Genomic DNA, 23,402 nt, shown 5'->3' with positions numbered 1-23,402 from the left:
TAAACATTAGATAAAAAATACCCGATTTGGTTAGCCAATAGATTTCATTCATACTCATCCCAGCTTTTCATTTTTAGTTCTGAAGGCTTGTAGTTCTTAAGCGCTTTAACAAATCTTTTTGCTATTTGAACATTTGTGAACAACGCAATATTAAGATCAACAGCTTTTCTTCTAATGATATAATCACTGTCAAGTTCAACTTTTTCAGAAGTTTTGGGAATGTTAATCACAAGATCAATTTCGCCATTGCCCATATAACTTAATATGCTTGGTTCCTGGTTATCAAACGGACGATATAAAACTTCAACATCCAGTCCGCCATTTTCTTTATAAAACTCTGATGTGCCTTTTGTTCCGTAAAATTTTAATCCCATCTTTTGGAGAATTTTTAATTCATCAATAAGCTCTGCTTTATTTTTTGGTGTGCCTGTAGAAAGCAAAACACCTTTTTGGGGAATTTTTCTCCCGATAGCCAGACTGCTTTTTAAAAATGCTTCATTAAAATCATCACCCAAACAAGCTACTTCACCGGTTGATGACATTTCAACTCCCGTAACAGGATCGCTGCCTTTTAATCTTGTAAAAGAAAACTGTGATGCTTTAACTCCGACATAATCAAGATCGAAAGATGATTTATCAATACGCGGAACTTTTTCACCAAGCATTAATCTTGTAGCAATTTCTACAAAATTTATTTTTAAAGTTTTAGATACAAATGGAAAACTCCTTGATGCGCGAAGATTGCATTCAATTACTTTTACTTCATTATCCTTTGCAATAAACTGAATGTTGAATGGACCGGTTATCTCCAATTCCTTTGCTATCTCACGTGTAATCATTTTTACTCTTCGCATTGTTTCAAGATATGTCCGCTGAGGAGGCAGAACTATTGTCGCATCACCGGAATGTACACCTGCATTTTCAACATGCTCTGCAATTGCATAGCAAAAAAGTTCACCATTAGTTGCAACAGCGTCAACTTCAATCTCTCTTGCATCAGTTATAAACTTGCTTATTACAACTGGATGTTCAGTGTTGAGGTCAGTTGCTTTTTTCAAATACAACTCAAGTTCATCTTCAGTTAAAACAATACTCATTGCTGCACCGCTAAGTACATAGCTTGGTCTTATCAAAACAGGGTAACCAACATTTTGCGAAAACTGTTTTGCATCATCAAGTGTAGTAACTTCGCGCCATTCCGGTTGATCAACACCGATGGAATCAAGTATCTTGGAAAATTTGTGACGGCTTTCTGCGTTATCAATTTGTTCGGGAGAAGTGCCAATTATTTTTATTCCCGCTTTATGAAGTTTCATTGAAATATTGTTCGGCACCTGTCCACCCATCGAAACAATTACTCCCGCAGGATTTTCTTTGTCGCAAATATCAAGCACGCGCTCAAGTGTTAATTGTTCGAAGTAAAGTTTATCACAAATATCATAATCGGTACTTACTGTTTCCGGATTACAGTTTATCATTATTGATTTGTAACCGCTCTTGTTTACTTGATTGGCGGCATTAACACAACACCAATCAAACTCAACCGATGAACCAATGCGATAAGGACCACTGCCCAAAACAATTATTTGATCTTTCTCACCGAGTGAAATATCATCTTCAACTCCGTGATAAGTTAAGTATAAATAATTTGTTTGTGCAGGAAACTCTGCTGCCATTGTATCAATCTGTTTTACAACGGGAATTACATTTAATGATTTACGATACTCACGGACATCAAGTTCTTTTGTATTGGTAAGATTTGCAATTTGTAAATCAGAAAAACCATTTTGCTTTGCTTGTCTCATTAGTTCTACATTCAAGCCATCAAGGTTTTTGAAATCTCGAAGGTTTTTAATTACTCGCTCATTCTCAACAATATTTTTCATCTTATACAAAAACCATTTTGTAATTTTTGTAAGATTGTGAATCTTGTCAACAGAATAACCTTGCTTAAGTGCATCTGCAATTGCAAAAATTCTTTTATCGGTTGGTTCAGATAATTCTTTATCAAGATTCGTAAAGTTCATTTCGTTGCCAACAAATCCAAGCATTCCAACATCAAGCATACGAATTGCTTTTTGTAAAACTTCTTCAAAGCTTCTACCCAGAGACATAACTTCTCCAACGGATTTCATCTCGGAGCCAAGCTTGGTACTGACTTGCTGAAACTTTTGCAAATCCCAACGAGGAAATTTTAATGCAACATAATCAAGTGCAGGCTCAAAGTTGGCTGAGGTTTCTTGTGTGATTGCATTTACTACTTCGTTAAGCGCATAACCAAGTGCAAGTTTTGTTGCGATAAATGCAAGCGGGTAACCAGTAGCTTTGGATGCAAGCGCGGAACTTCTACTCAATCGAGCGTTCACTTCAATAATTCTATAATCTTCAGAATTTGGATCAAGTGCATATTGAATGTTGCATTCGCCGATAATTCCGAGATGACGAATCAGTTTTATTCCTATTGAACGAAGCTTAAAATTTTCTTTTGCGGATAATGTTTGAACCGGCGCAATTACAACGCTGTCGCCTGTATGTATTCCCATCGGGTCAATATTCTCCATTGAACAGATTGTAATACAGTTATCATAATTATCGCGGACAATTTCATACTCAACTTCTTTCCAGCCGTAAAGTGATTCCTCAATTAAAATTTGGTTTGTAAATGAAAATGCTCGCTTTGCTTTTTCAATCAACTCCTCTTTGTTGTTTACAATTCCGGATCCTAATCCACCAAGTGCATAAGCAATGCGAACCATAACAGGAAAATTAATTTCTTCCGCAGCTTTTACAGCTTCATTCACTGAAGCGGCAGTTTTGCTTCGTGCAACCTTTAATCCAACTTCTGCAACACGATCACCAAACAATAATCTGTCTTCAGTATCTTTAATTGTATCAACTGGAGTACCGAGAACTTTTATGTTAAACTTTTCTAAGATTCCTTTATCATATAAATCAACTCCAACATTTAATGCCGTTTGTCCACCGAACTGAAGTAGAATTGAATCAGGTTGTTCTTTAAGGATTATTTTTTCAACAAACTCAGTTTTAATTGGAACGAAATAAACTTTATCTGCAAAATTTTCTGATGTTTGAATCGTTGCGATGTTTGGATTTACAAGTACAGTTGTAATTCCATCCTCTTTAAGCGCTTTAATTGCTTGCGAGCCGGAGTAATCAAACTCACCGGCCTGTCCAATTTGCAAAGCACCACTGCCAAGAATTAAAACTTTTTTTGGTTTACCTTTTTTTATCATAATCTGAATTCAGTATTTCTGTCACACTGAGCGAAGTCGAAGTGTGACCATATTAAAATCTTTTATTCATACTCTCATCCTTCGACTTCGCTCAGGATGACTTTGGCTTTTTACTTAAGTGCTCTAACAAACATATCAAAAATAAATTCGCTGTCGTCTGGTCCGGGAGAAGCTTCCGGATGAAACTGTGAAGCAAAAAATGGTTTTGATATATGAATTATTCCTTCGTTAGTTCCGTCGTTATCATTAACAAACCATTCACGCCAATCCTGCGCTAAAGTTTTTGAATCAACAGCATAACCATGATTTTGCGAAGTTATGTAACAGCGTTTAGTTCCAAGTTCATTGCAAGGCTGGTTGTGCCCGCGATGACCATATTTTAATTTGTATGTATCAGCTCCTGCCGCAAGAGCAAGAATTTGGGAGCCAAGACAAATTCCGAGAATTGGTTTGTTAGACTGCATTGCAATCTTAGCATGCTCAATAGTTTTTGTATTTAGCTTTGGATCGCCCGGACCATTTGAAATTACAATTCCGTTTGCTTCTATCTTTGTAAAATCATAATTGTATGGCACTCGGATAACTGTAATATCTCTTCCAAGAAAAGCACGAATTATATTATTCTTTGTTCCACAATCCACAAGAATTATTTTTTGTTTGCCGGCTTTGTATTCAACAACTTCTTTAACGCTTACTTCGCCAACAAGATTTGTTTTGTTTGGATCTTGAAAAGCAATATTTGCTTTTTCATCAATTATAATCTTTCCAAGCATTGTTCCTTTATCTCGAAGTTTTCTTGTTAACATTCTTGTATCAATTCCATAAATACCGGGAATTTTTTCTTCGATCATCCAGTCTGATAAAGAACGTTCGGCACTCCAATGTGAATAATCAAATGAGTAATCTGAAACTATCAATGCACGGCAATGAATATTATCTGATTCAAAATTTTTAAATAATCCATCTTCTTTTTCTTTAGATGGAATTCCATAATTACCAATAAGCGGATAAGTGCAAACTAAAATTTGTCCGCGATAAGAAGGATCAGTCATAGTTTCAGGATAGCCGACCATTCCGGTGTTAAACACAACTTCTCCGTTTGTGTTTCCTTCAAATCCAAAACTGTAACCGGTAAATTCAGTTCCATCTTCAAGAATAAGTTTGGCTTTTGTGTTTTGTTTATTCATAATTCATCAAGCGTTTTCAGATAAAAAAATAGCCACTCAATGAGCGGCTTGCACTTTAAATTTTGAAATTATTACAACTGGAATTTTATTTTTTGATTTGTTCAATTAGTCTCTTTTTGGAAGAGAAATATAATCTTTACCGAACTCTAAAGCAATTTTTTTAGTTTTGTTGTTAAATGAAACCCAAATAATTATGTTTGATGACATCGAAAACACAAATTTAACAGGCATTAAATGATTACTAAAGACGCACACATTCGACTAATCATCAATGCAGATAAAAAATCAATCGCAAAAAAAATTGTTGATAATATTATTCCAAATATTTCTGTTGATAAAAAATCTTTATCAAAATTATCACGCTACGAAGATGATCGTCATTACGATATTTCCTTCACTTCTAAATTGACTGCGAGTACTTACAAACAACTTGAGTATCAATCTTTTAAACTTTGTACAAATATTGTCAAAGGTCCATGGCTCTTTCATAATCTACCTGAAAAGTATGATAAAGATAATTTTACTTTTCTGGCAATTTTTAATTATGAAGCGTTCATCAATAATGACCCTTTCTACAATGACAAATTAAAATGGGCACTTGTTGAAATAATCAATTGATGAAATCACCATTTTATAATTTACATGAAAATAAAATTTAGAGGCATATATGTTTATTGGACATTTTGGTGCCGGCTTTGCAGGTAAAAAACTTGAAAAGTCTGCATCACTTGGAACTTGTTTTATGGCGGCGCAATGGATTGATCTTATCTGGCCAATACTCATTTTACTTGGAATTGAGAAAGCCGAAATAAATCCTGGCGCTACTGTTGTTACTCCATTAGATTTTACCTACTACCCATTTACACACAGTTTATTTGGAGTTATTGTTTGGGCTATTCTGTTTGGCTTTGTTTATTTTCTTTTTAAAAAGAAAATTAAGACAGCTATAATTCTTGGTCTGCTTGTGCTAAGTCACTGGGTTCTTGATCTATTCGTGCACATTCCTGATTTGCCGATCTTTCCAGGTGAAAGCATAAAAGTTGGATTTGGATTATGGAATAGCTTGCCTGCAACAATAATTTTAGAAGGACTGATTTTTAGTTTGGGAGTTTACTTTTACTACAAAGCAACTAAGGCTAAAAATAAAATTGGCACTTATTCGTTAATCGGATTAATTATATTCTTAGTTGCGATGTATGTTTCAAATATTGTTGGACCACCACCCCCTTCAATTGAAGCAATAGGAATAGTCGGAAATGCTCAATGGTTAATAATCATTTGGGGTTACTGGATTGATAAATACCGGGAATAAATGATAGACAAAATAATTATAAATTAAACACCCCCCCCGGCGGGCGTTTTTTCTGCCCACCAAAGGGGGAAAAAAAAAAAATTTTTCGGAGCAAAAAAAAACTTCCCCCCCCCCGGGGGAGGTTTTTTTTTTTTTTTTTTGGGGGGGTTTTTTTCTCCCCCGGGTTTTTTTAAATATTTAAAAAAACTTGGTAAAAATTTTTTTCAAAAAAATTTTTTTGCGACACTAAAAAAAAAAAAAAAAAAAAAAGAAATTTGCGGGGGGACACACCCCGCAAGAAGAGTGGGGGAAAAAAAAAATGAAAAAAGGGGGGGGCTTTTTCAACCAAAAAATAGAGTGTCTATTAAATTCATTGCTAAAACAATTTTAATCTATATCAGAATTCTTCTTGCAACTCATAATTTACATTCATATTTTCAGGTCACATCCTAATAAACATTTCCAGCCGTAACCAGAGTGGATGCTAATAAATTTTAACTTTCAACAATTTCAAAAGGCACTATTATGTTTTACCAAAAGTTTTCGATGTTTCTTGCCGGAGTCGTTATACTATGTTCTCAATTCTTACTTGCACAAGAAGCCCCTAAAGATCAATTATATCTTGTCCACCAAGAGACTGCAAAAGCTGAAATGATAAATCAGTATGAAGCAACTTCTGTTGAATGGGTTGAGATGATGCATAAAGCAGAATTAGACATTGATATGATTCATGCATCTCAAACGGAGGATTTTACCTATTATTATCTAATTCCAATATCAGGTTATGCCGAAATAGATGGCTTTCCCGCAAAGTTTAATTCGGCTCTCGAAAAGTTAGGCGAGGATAAATGGTCAGCGTTTATGACTGAAAATACTAAGACTATTGAAACTTATCGCGAGTTTGTTATTAAGTGGTCAGCCGATCTTTCTTATGTTCCGAAAGAACCACGCATAAAGCAAGATGAACAAAGTTTTATACACTGGATATTTTTTCATTACAAAGCTGATAAGCGAAACGAGATGATGGATGTGCTTAAGGAATGGAAAAAACTTTACGAGGATAAAAATATCAACACTGGATACAGCGTTTGGACAATGGAATTGGGAGAGGATAATAATCTGCTTGTATTAACGGAGTATGCAAAAAGCGCTATTGATTTCTACCAAACATTAAAGTCAAACAACGAAATTACAGGCAAGGACGAAGAAGTGTTGTGGAATAAGTTTACACCTCTTCTAATAAATCTTGAACAAAAATATGGTTACATCAGACCGGATTTGAGCTATATAAAAAAGTAATGATTAAGTCGCCTTTCTACGTTGTAATGCTGTCCGATTGCTAACGGACGGAATGGGCTAAAGGTTACTTTTGCGTTAGACAGGTGGTTAATAATTTTCATTAAGCCGATATGAAATTATTTTTGTATCGGTTTTTATTTTTGAATGAACTTCTTTATAAATAGATTTTATAAAAAGAAAGTTTAAAGGAAAAACAAATATTAAATAAAGACCCGCGAATAGATTTATACATATCCAGGTCTGCTGAATTTGCAAAACCGATTTTAATTCACATCAGGGAACTCTTGCACAAAGCTTGCCCTGATGTTGAAGAAACCATCAAATGGGGATTCCCGCACTTTGAGTACAAAGGACCACTGTGCGATATGGCAGCTTTTAAGCAGCATTGCTCTTTTGGATTTTGGAAGGCTGCGCTGATGAAAGATAAAACTTTAATTGCAAATGCAAAATCAGAATCTGCAATGGGGCATTATGGTAAAATCACCTCAATAAAAGATCTTCCATCAGATAAAAAGATTATTGCTCACATTACAGACGCAATCATATTAAATGAAAAAGGAATTAAACTTCCGCCAAGAAAAATTATAACGGCTAAAAAGGAAATTGTTGTTCCAGATTACTTTTTAAAACAACTAATGAAAAACAAAAAAGCATTTACAACGTTTGAGAACTTTAGTCCATCACACAAAAGAGAATATATAGAATGGGTTACAGAAGCAAAAACGGATGAAACAAAAAATCGTAGAATGGAAACAGCGATTGAGTGGATGACTGAAGGCAAATCTCGCAACTGGAAATATATGAAATGATAAAGTACACAATTTAATGAATAAAGAATATGTACCCATTGATTGCGGACTTCATGATGAGTTAGAACTTCGCGCAGTAAGAAAGCAAAAAATCAGGCTTATATACTTTAACGAAAAAAACGAAATTGAAATGAACGAGTGTGTTATTACTGATGTTTACTCAAAAGATAAAACCGAATATCTCAAAACTGATTTTGGATTGACAATTAGGCTTGATAATCTTTTGGAGATGGATAATATAATTTTTAATAAAAGCTGCTGAAAGGGTTATTATGCTATCGGTGCAATTGAAAAGTTTATTTAAACATATGATGTGGGCTGATGCAGAAGTCTGGAAAAAAGTTTTAAGCTTGCCTGCAGCCGAAAATGATGAGCGCATCAAAAAACTTATTTATCATCTTCATCAGGTTCAATATGCATATTTTTTTCTTTGTGATGAACACCCACCTAAAATTCCTAAGCCGGAAGAGTTTACAAATCTAAAATCAATAGCTCTATGGGGGAGGAAATATCAAGAAAAAATGAATTTGTTTCTCTCTTCAGAAAAAGCCGGTGAGAAGATAATCGAAATTCCCTGGTCAAAGTTTATGGAAAGAAGAATTGGTAAAAAAGTTGTGCCTGCAACATTGGAAGAAACCATGCTGCAAGTAGCTTCTCATAGCACATACCATCGCGGTCAAATTAACACACGATTTCGTGAGCTTGACGGCGAGCCGGCAATTGTGGATTTTATCGTGTGGGTTTGGCTCGGTAAACCACATGCTAATTGGGAAGATGTTTTTAACTGAGCAACATTTAAAATTCACAATTAAATTCTTTCTTGTTCATCTAATCCACATACTATTGAAAATTTTTCCCGCTTAAAAGTCACTCTTCCTCATTATTTTTTAACAGCACAGAAAAAAATTACCTTTTTTCCAAAGTAATAATTACGTTTTTCTTTAATAATAAGGGTTTTTTCACTTTTTCTTTTAGGCATTATTCTTGATTTAATTTATAAAAAATTAAAAAGCTAAGCCCGGTTTAATTTGAAAATTATTATTCAAGTATAAAAATAGTCTGGTGAAAAAATGAAAATATTTAATTCTGCTAAAATGGTTGTTGGTCTAATCCTTATCATTTCAGCAACTTTTATTGTTAATAGCTGTCAAGATAACCAGGAAGTTATCTCTGCCGGAATTAACAACAACAATAATAACGGCACAGGAGAAGACTCTACCGGTACGATTACTTTTATCAGTGGACAGGTTATAAGTAATCTAACGGGAATACCACTCGATAGCGCTATAGTAAGAATAGTTGGCAATCAAATAGACGAAGGGGTATTCACGGATGATCAGGGTAAGTATTCTTTCGAGTTTGATCTTACTGCCAACAGCAACCTTACAATCATCACCTACAAAGGTGGATTTCTAACAGATACAACTTCGGCAACTATCGAGCCTGGATCAATAAATACAATTCCATTAATAAAATTAGAACCCGTTACCAGCGGTACAAAACCCTCTGGTGATCCGGTTACCGTTTATCTTGCTGCACAAACAACAGCAATAATTGGAGTTAAGGAAAGCGGTGATGTTGAAACAGCACAGCTCGTTTTTGAAGTTCAGGATTCAGCCGGAGTGCCAATGGATATAGATCATTCGGTTGATGTGTTTTTCAGATTCGGTATATCGCCTGGTGGGGGTGAAGAAATAAGTCCCGCTGTAGTAAAGACAAATGATCTCGGTCAAGCTACGGTTAATTTAACAAGTGGATATAAAGCTGGAGTTGTGCAGATAATCGCGGAAGTATTTTTACCCAATAAGACTATAGCTTCTTTACCTGTTGCAATTTCAATTCATGGCGGTTTGCCAGATTATGATCATTTCAGTATCGCGCCGCAGTTATTGAATTTTCCAGGATTTAATATTTTTGGATTAATTGATCCTATTTCAGCGTATGTTGGTGATAAATACGCAAACCCGGTACGAGAAAACACGTCAGTATATTTTACTTCTACAGGGGGATATATTGCCGGCTCAACTCAAACCAACGAATTAGGAATTGGAACAGTGGAATTAATTTCTGCACTGCCTCACCCGGTGGATCCATTTTTTGGTGAAGGCTTTGCCAAAATTACCGGAACAACAATAGATGAAAATTCGCAGAATATTAGCAGAGATATTTATGTATTATTTTCAGGAGTACCGGTGGTGACTATTGATCCCATTACGTTCGATATTCCAAATGCCGGATCACAAAGTTTTAATTACTATGTCGGTGACCAAAATGGAAATCCACTTGCAGGTGGAACAACCGTATCAGTTAGTGTTGATGGAGAAAATGTTGCAGCACTTGGTGAGCTGAATTTTGAAATCCCCGATACCCAAAACCAGCTTTGGACACAATTCAATTTTCTAGTTTACGATGTTCAAGACACAGTGGATGTGTCAACACCTGTAGCAATTACTGTAAGCGCAGATGGTCCTAACGGAAAAGCAAATGTAACAATTTACGGAAACAGCAGATAACACACCTCAATCAATTTCTGTCACTCTGTATTACTCCATAACAGAGTGACAGCAAATTGAACTGAACGCAAAACTTTATTCCAATTTGTAAATAAATAACTCGCCTGTTTTATCCGAAACAACATAAATAAAATTATTTTGTTTATCATACGCCAACCCCTCTGGTTGATTGACGTCTATGGTAAGCTTTTCAATTAAAACACCTTCTGAATTAAATCTAAATATTGCATGGTCTTCATCACTTAGCAGCCAGGTAATATTTTCTTCGTTGTCATAATAAATATCAGATATATCTGACATTGAAGTTATCTCTGTTCGATGTGTTTCAAAAAAATCGTTTGTCAGTTCGATGAGCAAGGACGGACTTTTTTCATTAATAACACAAAAAGAATTGCTGTCTTTCTTGAAAGCAACCCCCTCCAATCCGTGGTTATCGCTTTGTTTCGCATTTATTTTATACCTGCCCCTTTCGATTCCCTGCAGCGAGCAAAATATTAACTCGTCAGAAAATTCAGAAACGACGGCAAGAGTTGAATCGTTCACGAACTCAACACCCTCCAAATCCTGCGCATTTGCTAAAACGAAACTCGAAAGAATTTTGCCTGTTAATGAAATCAAATAAACAGTGCTGTTGTTATCGCTCACGGTCCACAAACTGTTTGTATCGGCATTCAAACTAAGTGCGGAGGGTTCAGGTATATCTAATTTGTATTTGGAAATTAGTGTCATTCTGCTTGGTTTTTCATCAGCGCAGTTTGTTGAGAATATTAACAAGACAATTATGATTGATAGAAAAAATAAACTTGCTAAATATTTGTTTATTTTATTTCGTTTCACTTTTTCCCTTTCCCGCAGTTTTTTTGAATTTGTTCATAAGCTTCAAATAGTCCCATCTTTCCCGCTGTTTGCAAGTCCTTACATCCTTCGGTTTTTTTGCCGAGCCGAATTTTTATCAATCCTCTTGAGTAAAATAATTTTGGATTTCCCGGTGTTAGTTCAATAATCCTGGTATAAATTTTTTCTGCACTTTCAAGATCGTTCAATCTAATTTTTGTTTCTGCAAGTATGCTTAGCACTTCAATATTTTGCGGATTAAAAGATAAAACTTTGTCATAATCGTTTGCAGACAAAAGGTAGTTCCCAACAATTCCAAATTCATTTGCACGGCTTAAATAAGAATTGATGTTTGTTGAATCAATTAGTATTGCCTTTGTGTAGTCTTCAATAGCTCCGGTATTATCAGAAGAAGAGCTTTTTACATTTCCACGATTGATATAAAAGCGAGAGTCAGAAGGATCAAGAGAAATACATCTGTTATAATCATTAATTGCTTTTTCATAATTACCCGAAAGCGATTCTAAATATGCCCGAAGAAAAAAGGCATCACTCAGGGTATCGGTTAATTCTATTGCATGGTTTATATCAATCAGCGCCGAATCAATTTGATCAACCTGTAGAAAGGAATACGCTCTATTATAGTAAGCTTCATAAAAATCATTATCATATTTAATGGCAAGTGTAAAGAAGCTAATGGCTTCAGTGGTTTTGCCAAGATTAAAAAGTGATTTTGCTTTTCCATAAAGTGCTTTTTGATTTGAAGGAGTTTCGGATATAGCTTTATCGTAATATTCACAGGCAAGTGTAAATTCACGGTCATTGTATAATTTATCAGCTTGCTCAAGATACACTGAATTTACATTTAAGCAGCCTTGATAAATCAGTATTGGCAGAAAAGCAATCAGTAATAATTTTATGTACAAGAATAGCCAAAAAAAAGTGATTGAAACAAAACAATAAATATTGTTTTCAATTTTAAATTAAGGTAATCAGCGGAGAGAAAAAAAACCGGCAGATGCGCACTGCCGGTGATTTTAGGAGGAGAATGATGACGGACTATTTATGGCTAAAGATTTTGATCGTGCTGAAGAACATTGTTTAATGGCTTAACATCTTTTTTTCTAATATCAGGTTGATTAAAATTTAAAGCGTCTTTCTCAATGAGAAAGTTCCATATTCGCATAGTAACGAAGGTGCTGTCGAGACTCCCCTCTTTAACAGCGCTCTTATACCCTTCCTCGATGAACTGCTTAATTTTTTCTCTTATTTCTTGCATTGTTTATTCCAAATAATATTTAATTTTATTCTGTATTAATGAAAACATAAACTATGCCACTTATAATTGAATTAGCAATTAATTAATAATGTCTCATATCTATTCAATTAAATTTCATGTTAGTTCTTTATTGTTTCAACTTAACAAAAAACCTTTCGGAATTGCTTCAATTTATTCTTCTATGTGAAATAAAGAATCTTCACTTGTAAATCTTACTTTGTAAAAGTGACATAATTGAAATTTCAATTATGGAATCAGAGGTAATAATTTCTTAAGTTATCAGTGATCTCTTTTGAAAAATAGCTAAAAACTAAAAAGCTGATTTTATGAAAGAATACTTTAGTGTTACAGATGTTGCCAAATTGTTAAAGATAAGCCGATCGGGCGTGCTTTATTATATTAAAACCGGTAAGTTAAAAGCAGAACGAGTCGGGAAAATATTTATTATTTCGCAGGAAGAATTTGGAGATTTTCTGAAATCTAATAAAGAGCATAAAAAACGAAAGCCTGATACTCAGCCAAGGTTAGATTTATAATTTAGCGCTTATTTTTAAAAGTAGAGAAGCACACTCCCAATTAGGAAATCTCACTGTCAAATCCGTTTTTCCTGAACAATTCGACATACTTGTTTCTTAAAACCTCGCCGATTTTTTTTATATCCTCAACAAATTCGTCAAGATTTTGATTTCCGCCATAGTTAAAGTAATAGTCAATCATTTGGTCAATATATTTTTCAGAGTTAGAAGAAATCAGCCGAAATGAACGAAGGGTTTTCTTATCAAGTGTTAATAATTTTTTTTCTTCTTCGGGCCTGATCATTTCTTCTTCATCAAGGATCGCATAGTTGTCAAATTGGTTTTCTATTTCTCTATGTTCCGCCCAGTCTTTGGCAAGTTCGAAGAGAAGAGCAAGAATACTGTTCAGTTTTTCTTCGCGGAGTTTCTGATAAGTAGATATTATATTGGCATCCGAGACAAGGTGCTGTGTTTTAATATCGAGTTTGTTCAGTACAGATTCGAGATTAATATTTTTTTCATCAGCTTGTGTCATTTCACGAAATTTGAAATGAATTTTTTCGTTAAAAACTATATCGCAATCACCCTCAATATTATTGCGGCGAAGCATTTCAATTATTTCATCCTTTCTTTCAGGAAGTTTTCGTTCAAGGAATTCTTCGGTGTATTGAAAATCTGTTTCACAATCTTCAGGCGAATCAATTATCCCAACAAGAAAGGATTTTAATTTTAATAAAAATATAAACAGGTCAAATTTTTCTGGTTCCATCGCTTTTACTGTAATAATATTTTATAGTATCTTTTTATCAAGTTATTAAAAAAGATGAACAAGTAAAACAGAATAATGTTTGGACAACATTGTAATTCATAATCGAAAAAAATATCATGCAATTAAGCACTAAAAAATATTAGATTTTAAAATTTGAAATAGTCTTTTTTTAACAATCCAATTAACGAACTTTAAAAATTGGCTGCTCAAACGAATTAATATTATGAGTCAAAACATTGTATTGGGTTACTTTCTAATCCGAAACAACAGTAAAAACAAATCTTGAGAAAATGAATAACGATCAAAAAATAGTGCCAGCCGTGAAGTATCAACCGGGCGATCTTGTATTATTTTCAAATAGCGGATTATTCGATAGACTCGTTAAGATCTTTACAAGGTCACAGTTTTCACACGCGGGCATTGTCTTAGAATTACGTGAAAAATACGTGATTGTTGGCGAAGCATGGGGCAACGGGTTCGATATTAGAAAAAGAAAATATTCCGAGTTGAATAAATGTAGAGTTCGGAGATCCAAAGAAGCTGTGACTGATGTTAAAGAAAATATTATTAGATATATCGGGCGACCTTACGACAAACTAAATATTTTTGGTCTGGTCTTATATAAAATATTTCGAATAAAATTATTCAGCACAAATGCAAAAGCTATGACATGCAGCGAATTCTCTGCACGATTTTTTTATGATGCAGCATTCCGAAAAATTAATTTTGAAAAGGAATTTAATAAGCCCTATGACTATATCACTCCTGCTGATCTTTCTAAGTCAAATCAATTAATGGATGTTGTCTAATAAATATTAATGTCGTGCAGGGCTTGGCTTGTTATTCTTCCTTTCACTCTTATTTTGATTGTCCTTTTGTTGAATCTCAGTATCATCAAAATAATTTTCACTCAGCAAATTATCATCGAGATCAGTGATGTACCAATAGTTAAGGTTATCAGTATCCGGAGCGAGCTGCCCGATGCCCCAATTCGGATAGGTTGTCTCAAGGAAGTAGTACTTTCTCCCTCTATATGTTTTATAATCACCACTTGCATTTAATGCTACACCGAGCATAGCATGTTTATAATTATAGCTCCAGAATAAAACACAATCAATTTTCATTTTCTCTAAAAGGATGTAAAGTAAAAGTGCTTTTGTATCGCAGTCACCGAATTTTTTAGCAAGTGTTGCAATGGGGGGTAATAGATCGAGCGATCCTCCGGGTCTTTTGTACTTGATGTTCTGAACAAATGTAATTAAAAACAATATTCTGTTTTTCGGCGATAAGTTTTCGGATGAGAATATTTTATTGAAGCCGTCACTAATTTTCTCAAACTGCGGTGTTCCTTGACTGTAAACTCTTATATAAATTTTATCCCAAACTTCTTTGCTTTCAAAAAGTGGATCGTTGTATTGATTACTATTTTTCACACCCAATTCTTTATAAGACATTTTCCCTATCATCTCAAGATAATTAAGAGCATCATCCACATCCTTTTTTAAAATATCTAAAGTTACAGAAACTTTTTTTGTCTTGAGGAATTCATCCACAAACAGCCAGGAATATTTTGTGGTAACTATTTCGTTAAAGGCGAGGGAGGAATCTTTTATGGAAAAATTGCCGTCTGTTTTTATTGTGTCCGAAGTATCAAAAGAGAAGTTGGTTGAAAACAAAAGAACAAGAATAAAAAGTACAAATGAAAGAAAAGCAATAGAGCCGCATCCAATTAACGAGGCTTTAAGACAGCCTTTAGTATTAACACTCATCTAAGTACTCAACTTTCTAAATAAGAGTCCTATCTGCCAATTTCAAGAATTGAGGTTGGGGGAAAAGGAACCAGAGAATCGAGCAAAGTTTCAATTCCACTGTTAATCAAAAGCGCGATTGAAAAAACCACAAATGCCATGACTATACTTACGGCAATGTTATTCTTTTTTATCTCTTCAATCTCATCTAAGTCTTTGGTAAGCCAGGTGAAAAATTTTATTGCCAGGTAAATTGAGCCAAAAGCCACAACACCCGCAACAAGTATTTGAAGAAGAATTAATATCGCAGTCATCAGAAAATCTGATGCTGAATTGTTTGGCGAGCGCAGTGTGTTGGAAAAAATTGTTACTGCCGGATCAATTGAATTTTTAATTATAATTATCAAAGAAATAATTATTGATGCATTCAGAATTGCAACCGCAGTGTTATTGCTTTGCAGTGATTTGACATCATCTATTTTAAGAATTATTCTATAGAACAATTTATATGCGCCATAAATAAATAGTACTCCGAGCACTAATGAAAGTCCAATTTGTAATAGCCCGGTAAGAAATAATATCAAATCCATTTTTACCTCGGTGAATATTTAGAAAATGCTTTAAAAAAGATAATTATTTGCGCCGCAATAAATCGGCAGGGGACTCCAAAAAATTAAAAACCTCCTTGACTCCCATCCTTACAATAATTTGAAAAGCTTCTTTTTCTGGTTTAATGAGAAATAAGTTGGTCTTATTTTCTTTAAGTTTTTTGGAAACAGAAATCAGGTTGCCGATAAAAGTAGAATCAATAAAATTACAGATGCTCAAGTCAATTATCATATCCGAGCACACCGGAGAGCAATCTAAAATTAAAGAGTTCAATTCTTCGGAAATATTTAATGTTGCTCGTTCATTCAAAATGGAAATGATGCAAACGTCGTCAATTCTTTTTAACGAAATATTTTTCATATTTAACAGTTAGATATAACCATTAATAAAGCGCAAATTAATTTCAACAATCAATAAGAAATTTTAAATCAAATAACTCTTTTAAACTTGCACAAATAATTTGCAATAATATTTTGAATTGGAAAAATCATTTGAATGATTAAAATAAATTTGGCGGCGGGATTTAATGATTCAGGATTACCTGATTAATCCATCGGAATGTAAAATTGTTATAAATAGTGTCAGTCGTTATTGTACAACCTTGAAATTACTAACAGAATATAAAGCATGCAGATGGCATTATTGTTGAGGAATAAATCAAATTCAATTCAATCAGTTAAAAAATTTTAGATATGGATTTTCAACAAACGGCTTGTTTGACCCAACAAAAAGCAATTGATCACTATACCAAAGGCAATAAAAATAGTTTAGATAGAAATTTCAATTCTGCGCTTGATGAATTCACACTTGCAATCGCATTCAATCCAAATTTTGCAGAAGCTTACTACAGACGGGGGAAAATAAGATTATCACTTAATGATCAAAAAGGAGCATACTTAGATTTTGCCAAAGCACTTCAACTTGATCCAAGATTATTAAGCGCACTCAATTCTGAAGGCTTGACAGGATTTGTTGGCTCCTATGAAGGCAGCAGCAATAATCTTTTCTGAATTACTTTTTATTCCCTCCTCTAAAATCTCTCAAATATTTTTTACATTTTTAATTTTATCCCGGGCAAATTATTTCATAGACTATTTTTGGTTTGTCTATCTGTGGACTTTTCTGAATCGAATGTCTTAAAATAAATCAAACATTATTTCCCGATTGTTGATTTGGGCTAAAAATTTGAAGTTAACAAGATGGCATTTCATTTGTCTAATCAAAACCGTAAATGTTTTTAATAAAAAAATAACGGCAACGAAAGACGAGAATGAAATTAGGATTAAAATTAAATGTCGCAATGATGATTGCACTTGCATTATATAATTATTCACAAGCCCAGACTTTTGTGGAATTAAACGGTGGGGGTGTAATTCCCAACGCAAATTCATTCGCAAGCACCGAAACTATGCTTGGATATTCTTTGGGAGCCGAGTACGGATTCAAATTCGACGATAATTATTCGCTTGCTGTCTGCATTGGTTATACCGGACAATCAATCAGCAGCGCAATAGCTTCGGCATCAGGTAATTTGTTAGATCAAAATTTTTCAAGTATTGCACGGCATTCTTTAAATATGTATTCAATAGGAATTTCGCACGTAGCTTCTTACGAACAGAATGATTTTCTTACTCCATTTATAAAGCTATCAGTTGGCTATAATTTTATTAGTTCACCAAGCCAAGGCTCAAACGATGTAAACACGGTATTATTTTCTGAAAGAGATTTGACAAAAAATTTTAACGGCGCTATCGGGATGGGCTTTTTTATTCCAATTGGCGATTCAAATAATTCTTTAGGAATTGAAGGCGACTATAACGTGATTTTTAGCAGCAGCAGCAATCTAAATTTATTCGGTGTTAAGGCTTTATACAGAACAATGCTATAATAAACTATTCAATAGCAGATCTCCTTTAAAAAACCCGGCTGAGAGAACCGGGTTTTTTATTTTAGAAGTGTTTCTTTATTAATTATTTCTTGAAATATTATAAGTCAAGAAAATATCCCACAAGAGTTTCAATTTTAAAATTAAAAAGCCCGACTCCTTTCAGAATCAGGCTTTCTTAGTAGCGGGGGCAGGACTTGAACCTACAACCTTCGGGTTATGAGCCCGACGAGCTACCAATTGCTCCACCCCGCGATTTAATATCAATTTTTTTAGTCCGTTATCGAGCTGCTTTTATTGTTGGACTCTATCGCAATTTAACTTTTATTTTCAAATTTCGTGTGCAAATATAGCAATTTGAGCTTGCTAATCCAAATTAGCCGTCCACGTTGTTAAAGCTTGAAGCTACGCCGTCTATTGCCTGCGAACGTACATGAATTTCGTTAATCTTTTGAAGTAAGGTAAGTAATACTTTTCTTTTCTCTTCAACAAGCCCATTGATGTAAGAACTAACATCGGGCATATTACATTCCTCAACTACACTTTCGTAAAACCTTGCCATAGCAGTTTCGCGTCGAAGTGCTTCATTTAAAGTTGCACAAGTATTTTTACAAGCATGCTGGCATTTGATTTCTAATTCTGCCATTTTTATCCTCATTGTTTTTATGCTGGAATGTGTTCAATTGATTTTGCTATTTCCTTGCCGCGGGATAGAGCTTGCTCGTTTAAAGGAATCATATTGTGTCTGCGGGGAGGGAGAGCTTTTTTAAGCGCTTCTAAAATTGTTTCGATTTTTAATATCGGTCTCCTCTCAAGAAATGCTCCTGCAAGCACCATATTAGCAACTTGTTTTGCATTCAATTTATCAGCCTCTTCATTACCGGAGATGCAGATAATTTCAATATCTGTTCTTGTTGGAGGATTGATGATTGTAGATTGTTCATAAATTAATAAGCCCCCGGGTTTAACTGCATTTTCAAATTTTTCAAGAGAAGGCTGATTTAGTAAAATCGCCGTATCAAATTTTGAAACCAACGGTGAGCTGATTGTTGAATTGGAAACAATTACAATACAGTTTGCAGTTCCCCCTCGCATTTCAGGACCGTAAGAGGGCATCCAGCTAACTTCTTTGCCTTCTATCATTCCAGCGTAGGCAATCAGTTTTCCCATTGAAAGGACGCCCTGCCCGCCAAAACCTGCAATAATTATTTCATGTTCTTTTGTCATATTTAAATTCCTTATCTAAAACTGCGAATTAATTTTGAGGAACTTTTAAATCACCAAGCGGATATGCCGGGATCATTTTCTCTTCAATATATTTAATTGTTTCAACAGGTGTCATCTTCCAACCGGAAGGACAATTGGAAACTACTTCAACAAAGCAAGTTCCCTTTTTCTGTTTCTGATATTCAAACGATTTTATTAAAGCCTTCTTAAGCTTTCTTACTGTGTTTGGATTATAAACAGCTTGTCTTGTTACATAATAAGCTCCGGGAAGCATGCAGAGCAAATCAGCAATCTTAATCGGGTTGCCAACCTGTGCCGCATCTCTTCCGTAGGGTGAGGTTGATGTTACCTGCCCTATTAAACTTGTGGGAGCCATTTGACCGCCGGTCATTCCATAAATTCCATTATTGATGAAGACCATCAAAATATTTTCGCCGCGATTTACGGTGTGAATTGTTTCTGCAGTGCCGATAGCAGCAAGATCGCCATCACCTTGGTAGGAAAACACATATTTTTCGGGAAGCACTCTTTTAATTCCGGTTGCAACAGCACTTGCTCTTCCGTGTGCAGCCTCCTGCATATCAACATTCATATAATGATACGCAAATACAGAACAGCCAACCGGCGCCACACCGATAACTTCTTCCTGTATTCCCAATTCTTCTACAACTTCCATTAAAACTTTGTGAACAACACTATGCCCGCAGCCAGGGCAGTAATGAAATGGAACATCTGTAAGTGTATCGGGTCTGCAATACACCTGCTCAAGATCTGTGTCTGCTTCAGGGTCTAAAAATAATTTTTCATTCATATCAATCTCCTAATCTTGCATTACGTTGTGTTTTGAATAATGAACTTCGACTTCCTGAAGAATATCTTCGGGGGAGGGTATCATGCCGCCCATCCTGCCTTTGAAGTAAACCGGAACTCTTCCTTCTACGCCAAGGCGTACATCTTCCACCATTTGACCGGCATTCATTTCAACTGTTAAGATAAATTGAACTTGTTCGGCTAATTCAGAAATTCTTTGATAAGGATATGGATAAAGAGTAATTGGTCTGAGTAATCCTATCTTAATTCCTTTTTCCCTGCCCAGATCAACTGTCTTTTGGCAGATGCGAGCCGAAAGTCCAAAGGCAACAAGAAGAATTTCAGCATCCTCTGTTTTTATTTCTTCGTATCTAACTTCGCACTGCATTGCTTTATATTTTTCCTGCAATTGAAGATTAACTTTCTCCATTTCTTCAGGCTGGATAAATAATGAAGTAATAATATTGTGATCTCTATCTTTTGTCTTACCCGTTGTTGCCCAGGGGGCGGGAGTCTTTGGCAGCGAGCCTTCTTCCGGAAGAAATACTTTTTCCATCATTTGACCGAGTGCCCCGTCTGATAAAATCATTGCAGGGTTCCTATATTTTTCTGCAAGTCTGAATGCATCGAAAACAAAGTCAGCCATTTCCTGAACAGAAGCGGGAGCCAAAACAATAAGGTGATAATCCCCATGACCACCTCCCTTTGTGGCCTGAAAATAATCACCTTGAGAAGGTTGTATCGTGCCCAATCCTGGTCCACCGCGTACAACATTTACTATCAAGCATGGAAGTTGAGCTGATGCTATGTATGAAATTCCTTCCTGCATTAAACTTATTCCAGGAGACGATGACGAAGTCATTACCCGTGCGCCCGCACCTGCAGCGCCATAAACCATATTTATCGAAGCAATTTCGCTTTCTGCCTGCAGCACTAACCCGTGACGTTTGGGAATTTCTCTTTCGAGATATTCCAAAACTTCTGATTGAGGCGTAATTGGATACCCGAAATAAGCATCAAGATTGGCGCATATCGCAGCTTCGGCGAGTGCTTCGTTGCCTTTCATTAAACGGGCTTCACCGGTTCTTTTTTCCTTCATTTCCATAAAAATCCTTTTCAGTTATTTTTACTGATAAAATTATTTTGCCTGAACTTTTTTAGCAGGCTTAGGCTGACGATAAACTGTTATTGCTGCTTCAGGGCACACAAGTGCGCAATTTGTGCAGCCGGTACAGACATCGTAAATCAATTCGACGTAGCGATAACCTTTTTCATTAAAATTTGGTGAGAGAGCCAGCGCATCCTGCGGACATGCAACAATGCAAAGTTCGCAGCCTTTACAAACTTTGCCATCTATTTTTACTGCTCCTTTTATCATTTTATTTTGCTTTCATTTAAAGGATAAAATCTCTTGCAGTATTTTTACCAACATATATGCCAGTCGAGCTTTGTTAGTTTATTGCATTAAAAAGAAAGATTTAAATGGGAAATTTTCATAAGTAAGAAATTGGGCAGGTGTGTGATTCTTAAAAGAGAGAAAAAAAGGTCAACTTGCATAAAGGTTTTTATGTTGACAGTAGTTGATATTTATTAAGTTACTTAATTCATCTCACTCAAAAATTTAGCAGTGAAAAGATGACATCTTTCCTTCCTGATTGAACTCGGTTCATAATTAAATTTAGATAAATAATTTTAAGTCTAATTACTACAAAAAAGATGTCACCTTTACTTTGTTCATTAAGGTTATTAGCAATAATACTCTTTTGTGATTTCAGAAAAATCAGACTTTAATATTTATAAGGCTAATTATTCCCTCCTAAAATAACCGGCAAGCCATCCTTTCCCGAACCGATAATAATGATTTTGGAATTGGGGGAGTTGGCAATTTTTTCAGTTGCTTCGATACCCTTCCATTTCAATAATTGATCGCTGAGACCTTGCGCTACAATATTCTGAAAATCGGAGATTCCTCTTGCTTCAATTCTTTTTCTTTCTGCTTCCTGTTTCTCCCTTGTAAGAATAAATTCCATACGCTGGCTTTCCTGTTCAGCTTTCAGTTTTTCTTCAATCGAAGCAGTTAAGCCGGCGGGTAGATTTATCTGTCTTAAGGGGGTGGAGAGCACAACAACCTCTGCAAGTTCCTTAATCGTGGAGAGTTTTGCTTTTATTTCGTCTTCAAGTTTTTCCCGTTCAGCAGTGTATAGGGCTTTTGCTTCGTACTTTGTTGTAACTCCGCGAACGACTGAACGGAAGTTGGGCGTAATTAATTTTTGGACGTATTCTTCGTAATCGCCGGCAGTTTTATAAATTTCGTTTACCTCCTCCATACTTAGACGAAATATCATACTGATTTCAAGTTCAATGGGTAAACCTTCCTTAGAAGGGACATTCATAACTTCTTTAAGTTCCTGCTTACGCGTATCGAACTTTACAACATTTGCCATAGGGTTCACTAAATTGACTCCAGGCTTAAGGGTGTTGTCGCTGACTGAACCCCAGAAGTCAATAACCCCCGCATGTCCGGCGGGAATGATTGTCCAGCATTGCATCAAGGCAATCAGCGCCGCAACAATAAATCCAATAAAAGCAAAGGTTGATTCGGATTTGTTAAATCTTTTTTTAGCATTGAAGTAAACAACGAGTGCTACAACAGCAGCTAAGACAGCAATTATAAATAACATTTTACTTCCTCTCTTTTTCTATTTTATGATTAATAATAATGACGGATGAAATATAATTAAAAGACAGATTGAAGTTAGTGGAAAAAGAAAGATTTATTAAAAGAGGCTACACGAAAGAAGGTTCAGGTGAAGTCAGGTTCAAATGCAAGATGATTTGGAGATATAAATCTGCCAGGTCGCACTTTGGCTGCAGCCTCTTCTAAGTAATTATAAGAACAATTTACTTTACTTTTTATATTCCTTCAGGTAGCCTCTGAACTCAACTCTGTGACTTTCCTCCATCCCCAAAAGGTTAACACAAATATCCTGAGTAACATAATCAACACCATCGCAAAGTTTAATCAATTTATTGTACTGAACGATTGCACCATCCTCAGCTTTGATTACTCCTTCGATTATAGAAACAACATCTGTTGTATCCTTTTTAGTCTGAAGATTTTTTTGAGATGGTTTAAAATCCATTGAACCGGGGACCAAGCCGCCAAGCTGTTTAATTCTTTTAGCAAGCATTTGTGCGTGTGTGATTTCTTCCATCACATCTACAGCGAGAGATTTTTTTATTTCTTCTGCACGCACCCCGTCAAGGTTAACTGAATTAGAGATATAGTTGATTACAGTTTCGATCTCCATCCAATAACTTTTGATTAGATTCTCAATTATTTCTTTCTGAGAAGCCATGATATTATCCTTTC

27 protein-coding genes and 1 tRNA gene are annotated in these 23,402 nt (G+C 35.1%); 11 read left to right on the top strand and 17 right to left on the bottom strand.

Annotation, left to right across the window (positions count from 1 at the left end; all coding sequences use genetic code 11):
* Window positions 1-44: 44 nt before the first annotated feature.
* Together carB and carA are read right to left on the bottom strand one after the other, a co-directional pair.
* On the bottom strand, window positions 45-3,254 hold the full coding sequence (carB, locus tag IPH11_08495; protein ID MBK6913695.1) for a carbamoyl-phosphate synthase (glutamine-hydrolyzing) large subunit: 3,210 nt from the start codon (window positions 3,252-3,254) through the stop codon (window positions 45-47).
* 110 nt (window positions 3,255-3,364) lie between these two features.
* Complete coding sequence (carA, locus tag IPH11_08490; GenBank protein ID MBK6913694.1) at window positions 3,365-4,441, bottom strand: glutamine-hydrolyzing carbamoyl-phosphate synthase small subunit; 1,077 nt, start codon at window positions 4,439-4,441, stop codon at window positions 3,365-3,367.
* A gap of 234 nt (window positions 4,442-4,675) precedes the next feature.
* On the opposite strand from carA, the gene IPH11_08485 reads away from it, so the two are divergent.
* From IPH11_08485 to IPH11_08455, 7 genes are all read left to right on the top strand, one after another.
* A complete protein-coding gene (locus IPH11_08485) occupies window positions 4,676-5,059 on the top strand; it encodes a DUF2225 domain-containing protein (GenBank protein MBK6913693.1) in 384 nt (127 codons plus the stop codon).
* A gap of 49 nt (window positions 5,060-5,108) precedes the next feature.
* Complete coding sequence (locus IPH11_08480) at window positions 5,109-5,753, top strand: hypothetical protein (protein ID MBK6913692.1); 645 nt, start codon at window positions 5,109-5,111, stop codon at window positions 5,751-5,753.
* Window positions 5,754-6,257: 504 nt separating this feature from the next.
* On the top strand, window positions 6,258-7,031 hold the full coding sequence (locus IPH11_08475; GenBank protein MBK6913691.1) for a hypothetical protein: 774 nt from the start codon (window positions 6,258-6,260) through the stop codon (window positions 7,029-7,031).
* Between the two features lie 197 nt (window positions 7,032-7,228).
* A complete protein-coding gene (locus tag IPH11_08470) occupies window positions 7,229-7,840 on the top strand; it encodes a YdeI/OmpD-associated family protein (protein ID MBK6913690.1) in 612 nt (203 codons plus the stop codon).
* 16 nt (window positions 7,841-7,856) lie between these two features.
* Window positions 7,857-8,102: a hypothetical protein gene (locus IPH11_08465; protein ID MBK6913689.1), complete on the top strand. Its 246-nt coding sequence runs from the start codon at window positions 7,857-7,859 to the stop codon at window positions 8,100-8,102.
* A gap of 10 nt (window positions 8,103-8,112) precedes the next feature.
* The gene (locus IPH11_08460; protein MBK6913688.1) at window positions 8,113-8,628 is read left to right on the top strand and encodes a hypothetical protein; all 516 of its coding nucleotides are present in this window, start codon (window positions 8,113-8,115) and stop codon (window positions 8,626-8,628) included.
* A 282-nt stretch (window positions 8,629-8,910) separates the two neighbouring features.
* Window positions 8,911-10,353: a hypothetical protein gene (locus IPH11_08455; protein ID MBK6913687.1), complete on the top strand. Its 1,443-nt coding sequence runs from the start codon at window positions 8,911-8,913 to the stop codon at window positions 10,351-10,353.
* A 75-nt stretch (window positions 10,354-10,428) separates the two neighbouring features.
* Here the strand turns inward: IPH11_08455 and IPH11_08450 are convergent, their stop codons facing one another.
* The 3 genes from IPH11_08450 to IPH11_08440 all read right to left on the bottom strand — a co-directional run bounded on the left by IPH11_08450 (window position 10,429) and on the right by IPH11_08440 (window position 12,466).
* Window positions 10,429-11,190: an SdiA-regulated domain-containing protein gene (locus tag IPH11_08450; GenBank protein MBK6913686.1), complete on the bottom strand. Its 762-nt coding sequence runs from the start codon at window positions 11,188-11,190 to the stop codon at window positions 10,429-10,431.
* Complete coding sequence (locus tag IPH11_08445; GenBank protein MBK6913685.1) at window positions 11,187-12,113, bottom strand: tetratricopeptide repeat protein; 927 nt, start codon at window positions 12,111-12,113, stop codon at window positions 11,187-11,189. The genes IPH11_08450 and IPH11_08445 overlap by 4 nt, the downstream gene beginning before the upstream one ends.
* A gap of 143 nt (window positions 12,114-12,256) precedes the next feature.
* Complete coding sequence (locus tag IPH11_08440; GenBank protein MBK6913684.1) at window positions 12,257-12,466, bottom strand: hypothetical protein; 210 nt, start codon at window positions 12,464-12,466, stop codon at window positions 12,257-12,259.
* 326 nt (window positions 12,467-12,792) lie between these two features.
* On the opposite strand from IPH11_08440, the gene IPH11_08435 reads away from it, so the two are divergent.
* Window positions 12,793-13,002, top strand: coding sequence for a helix-turn-helix domain-containing protein (locus tag IPH11_08435; protein MBK6913683.1), 210 nt, complete (start codon window positions 12,793-12,795; stop codon window positions 13,000-13,002).
* Between the two features lie 40 nt (window positions 13,003-13,042).
* On the opposite strand, the gene IPH11_08430 is transcribed toward IPH11_08435, so the two are convergent.
* Window positions 13,043-13,750, bottom strand: coding sequence for a hypothetical protein (locus IPH11_08430; GenBank protein MBK6913682.1), 708 nt, complete (start codon window positions 13,748-13,750; stop codon window positions 13,043-13,045).
* 290 nt (window positions 13,751-14,040) lie between these two features.
* Here IPH11_08430 and IPH11_08425 point away from each other — a divergent pair, with 290 nt between their 5' ends.
* Window positions 14,041-14,559, top strand: a complete 519-nt coding sequence (locus IPH11_08425) for a hypothetical protein (protein ID MBK6913681.1) — start codon at window positions 14,041-14,043, stop codon at window positions 14,557-14,559.
* A gap of 6 nt (window positions 14,560-14,565) precedes the next feature.
* On the opposite strand, the gene IPH11_08420 is transcribed toward IPH11_08425, so the two are convergent.
* Genes IPH11_08420 through IPH11_08410 form a run of 3 tightly spaced genes read right to left on the bottom strand, consistent with a single transcriptional unit; the run spans window position 14,566 to window position 16,467 of the window.
* Window positions 14,566-15,519 (bottom strand): hypothetical protein, encoded by a 954-nt coding sequence (locus IPH11_08420; GenBank protein MBK6913680.1) that lies wholly within the window; start codon window positions 15,517-15,519, stop codon window positions 14,566-14,568.
* A 29-nt stretch (window positions 15,520-15,548) separates the two neighbouring features.
* The gene (locus tag IPH11_08415) at window positions 15,549-16,088 is read right to left on the bottom strand and encodes a DUF350 domain-containing protein (protein ID MBK6913679.1); all 540 of its coding nucleotides are present in this window, start codon (window positions 16,086-16,088) and stop codon (window positions 15,549-15,551) included.
* Between the two features lie 43 nt (window positions 16,089-16,131).
* Window positions 16,132-16,467: an STAS domain-containing protein gene (locus tag IPH11_08410; GenBank protein MBK6913678.1), complete on the bottom strand. Its 336-nt coding sequence runs from the start codon at window positions 16,465-16,467 to the stop codon at window positions 16,132-16,134.
* A gap of 332 nt (window positions 16,468-16,799) precedes the next feature.
* Between IPH11_08410 and IPH11_08405 the strand changes: the two genes are divergently transcribed.
* Together IPH11_08405 and IPH11_08400 are read left to right on the top strand one after the other, a co-directional pair.
* Complete coding sequence (locus tag IPH11_08405; protein ID MBK6913677.1) at window positions 16,800-17,117, top strand: tetratricopeptide repeat protein; 318 nt, start codon at window positions 16,800-16,802, stop codon at window positions 17,115-17,117.
* Between the two features lie 260 nt (window positions 17,118-17,377).
* Window positions 17,378-17,995: a hypothetical protein gene (locus tag IPH11_08400; GenBank protein ID MBK6913676.1), complete on the top strand. Its 618-nt coding sequence runs from the start codon at window positions 17,378-17,380 to the stop codon at window positions 17,993-17,995.
* Window positions 17,996-18,174: 179 nt separating this feature from the next.
* On the opposite strand, the gene IPH11_08395 is transcribed toward IPH11_08400, so the two are convergent.
* The 8 genes from IPH11_08395 to IPH11_08360 all read right to left on the bottom strand — a co-directional run bounded on the left by IPH11_08395 (window position 18,175) and on the right by IPH11_08360 (window position 23,388).
* Window positions 18,175-18,247: transfer RNA gene (locus IPH11_08395), tRNA-Met, on the bottom strand.
* A 121-nt stretch (window positions 18,248-18,368) separates the two neighbouring features.
* Entirely contained in the window at window positions 18,369-18,638 is a 270-nt protein-coding gene (locus tag IPH11_08390; GenBank protein MBK6913675.1) for a hypothetical protein, read from the bottom strand.
* Window positions 18,639-18,655: 17 nt separating this feature from the next.
* Entirely contained in the window at window positions 18,656-19,219 is a 564-nt protein-coding gene (locus IPH11_08385) for a 2-oxoacid:acceptor oxidoreductase family protein (protein MBK6913674.1), read from the bottom strand.
* Window positions 19,220-19,247: 28 nt separating this feature from the next.
* A complete protein-coding gene (locus IPH11_08380) occupies window positions 19,248-20,030 on the bottom strand; it encodes a 2-oxoglutarate oxidoreductase (GenBank protein MBK6913673.1) in 783 nt (260 codons plus the stop codon).
* A 9-nt stretch (window positions 20,031-20,039) separates the two neighbouring features.
* Complete coding sequence (locus IPH11_08375; GenBank protein MBK6913672.1) at window positions 20,040-21,134, bottom strand: 3-methyl-2-oxobutanoate dehydrogenase subunit VorB; 1,095 nt, start codon at window positions 21,132-21,134, stop codon at window positions 20,040-20,042.
* A gap of 33 nt (window positions 21,135-21,167) precedes the next feature.
* Window positions 21,168-21,407, bottom strand: a complete 240-nt coding sequence (locus IPH11_08370) for a 4Fe-4S dicluster domain-containing protein (protein MBK6913671.1) — start codon at window positions 21,405-21,407, stop codon at window positions 21,168-21,170.
* Between the two features lie 424 nt (window positions 21,408-21,831).
* Window positions 21,832-22,710, bottom strand: a complete 879-nt coding sequence (locus tag IPH11_08365) for a prohibitin family protein (protein MBK6913670.1) — start codon at window positions 22,708-22,710, stop codon at window positions 21,832-21,834.
* Between the two features lie 225 nt (window positions 22,711-22,935).
* A complete protein-coding gene (locus tag IPH11_08360) occupies window positions 22,936-23,388 on the bottom strand; it encodes a rubrerythrin (GenBank protein MBK6913669.1) in 453 nt (150 codons plus the stop codon).
* Window positions 23,389-23,402: the final 14 nt, after the last annotated feature.

The organism is Ignavibacteriales bacterium, assembly GCA_016709155.1.
Taxonomy (GTDB): domain Bacteria; phylum Bacteroidota; class Ignavibacteria; order Ignavibacteriales; family Ignavibacteriaceae; genus JADJEI01.
This window is presented reverse-complemented; position numbering and strand designations above follow the sequence as displayed.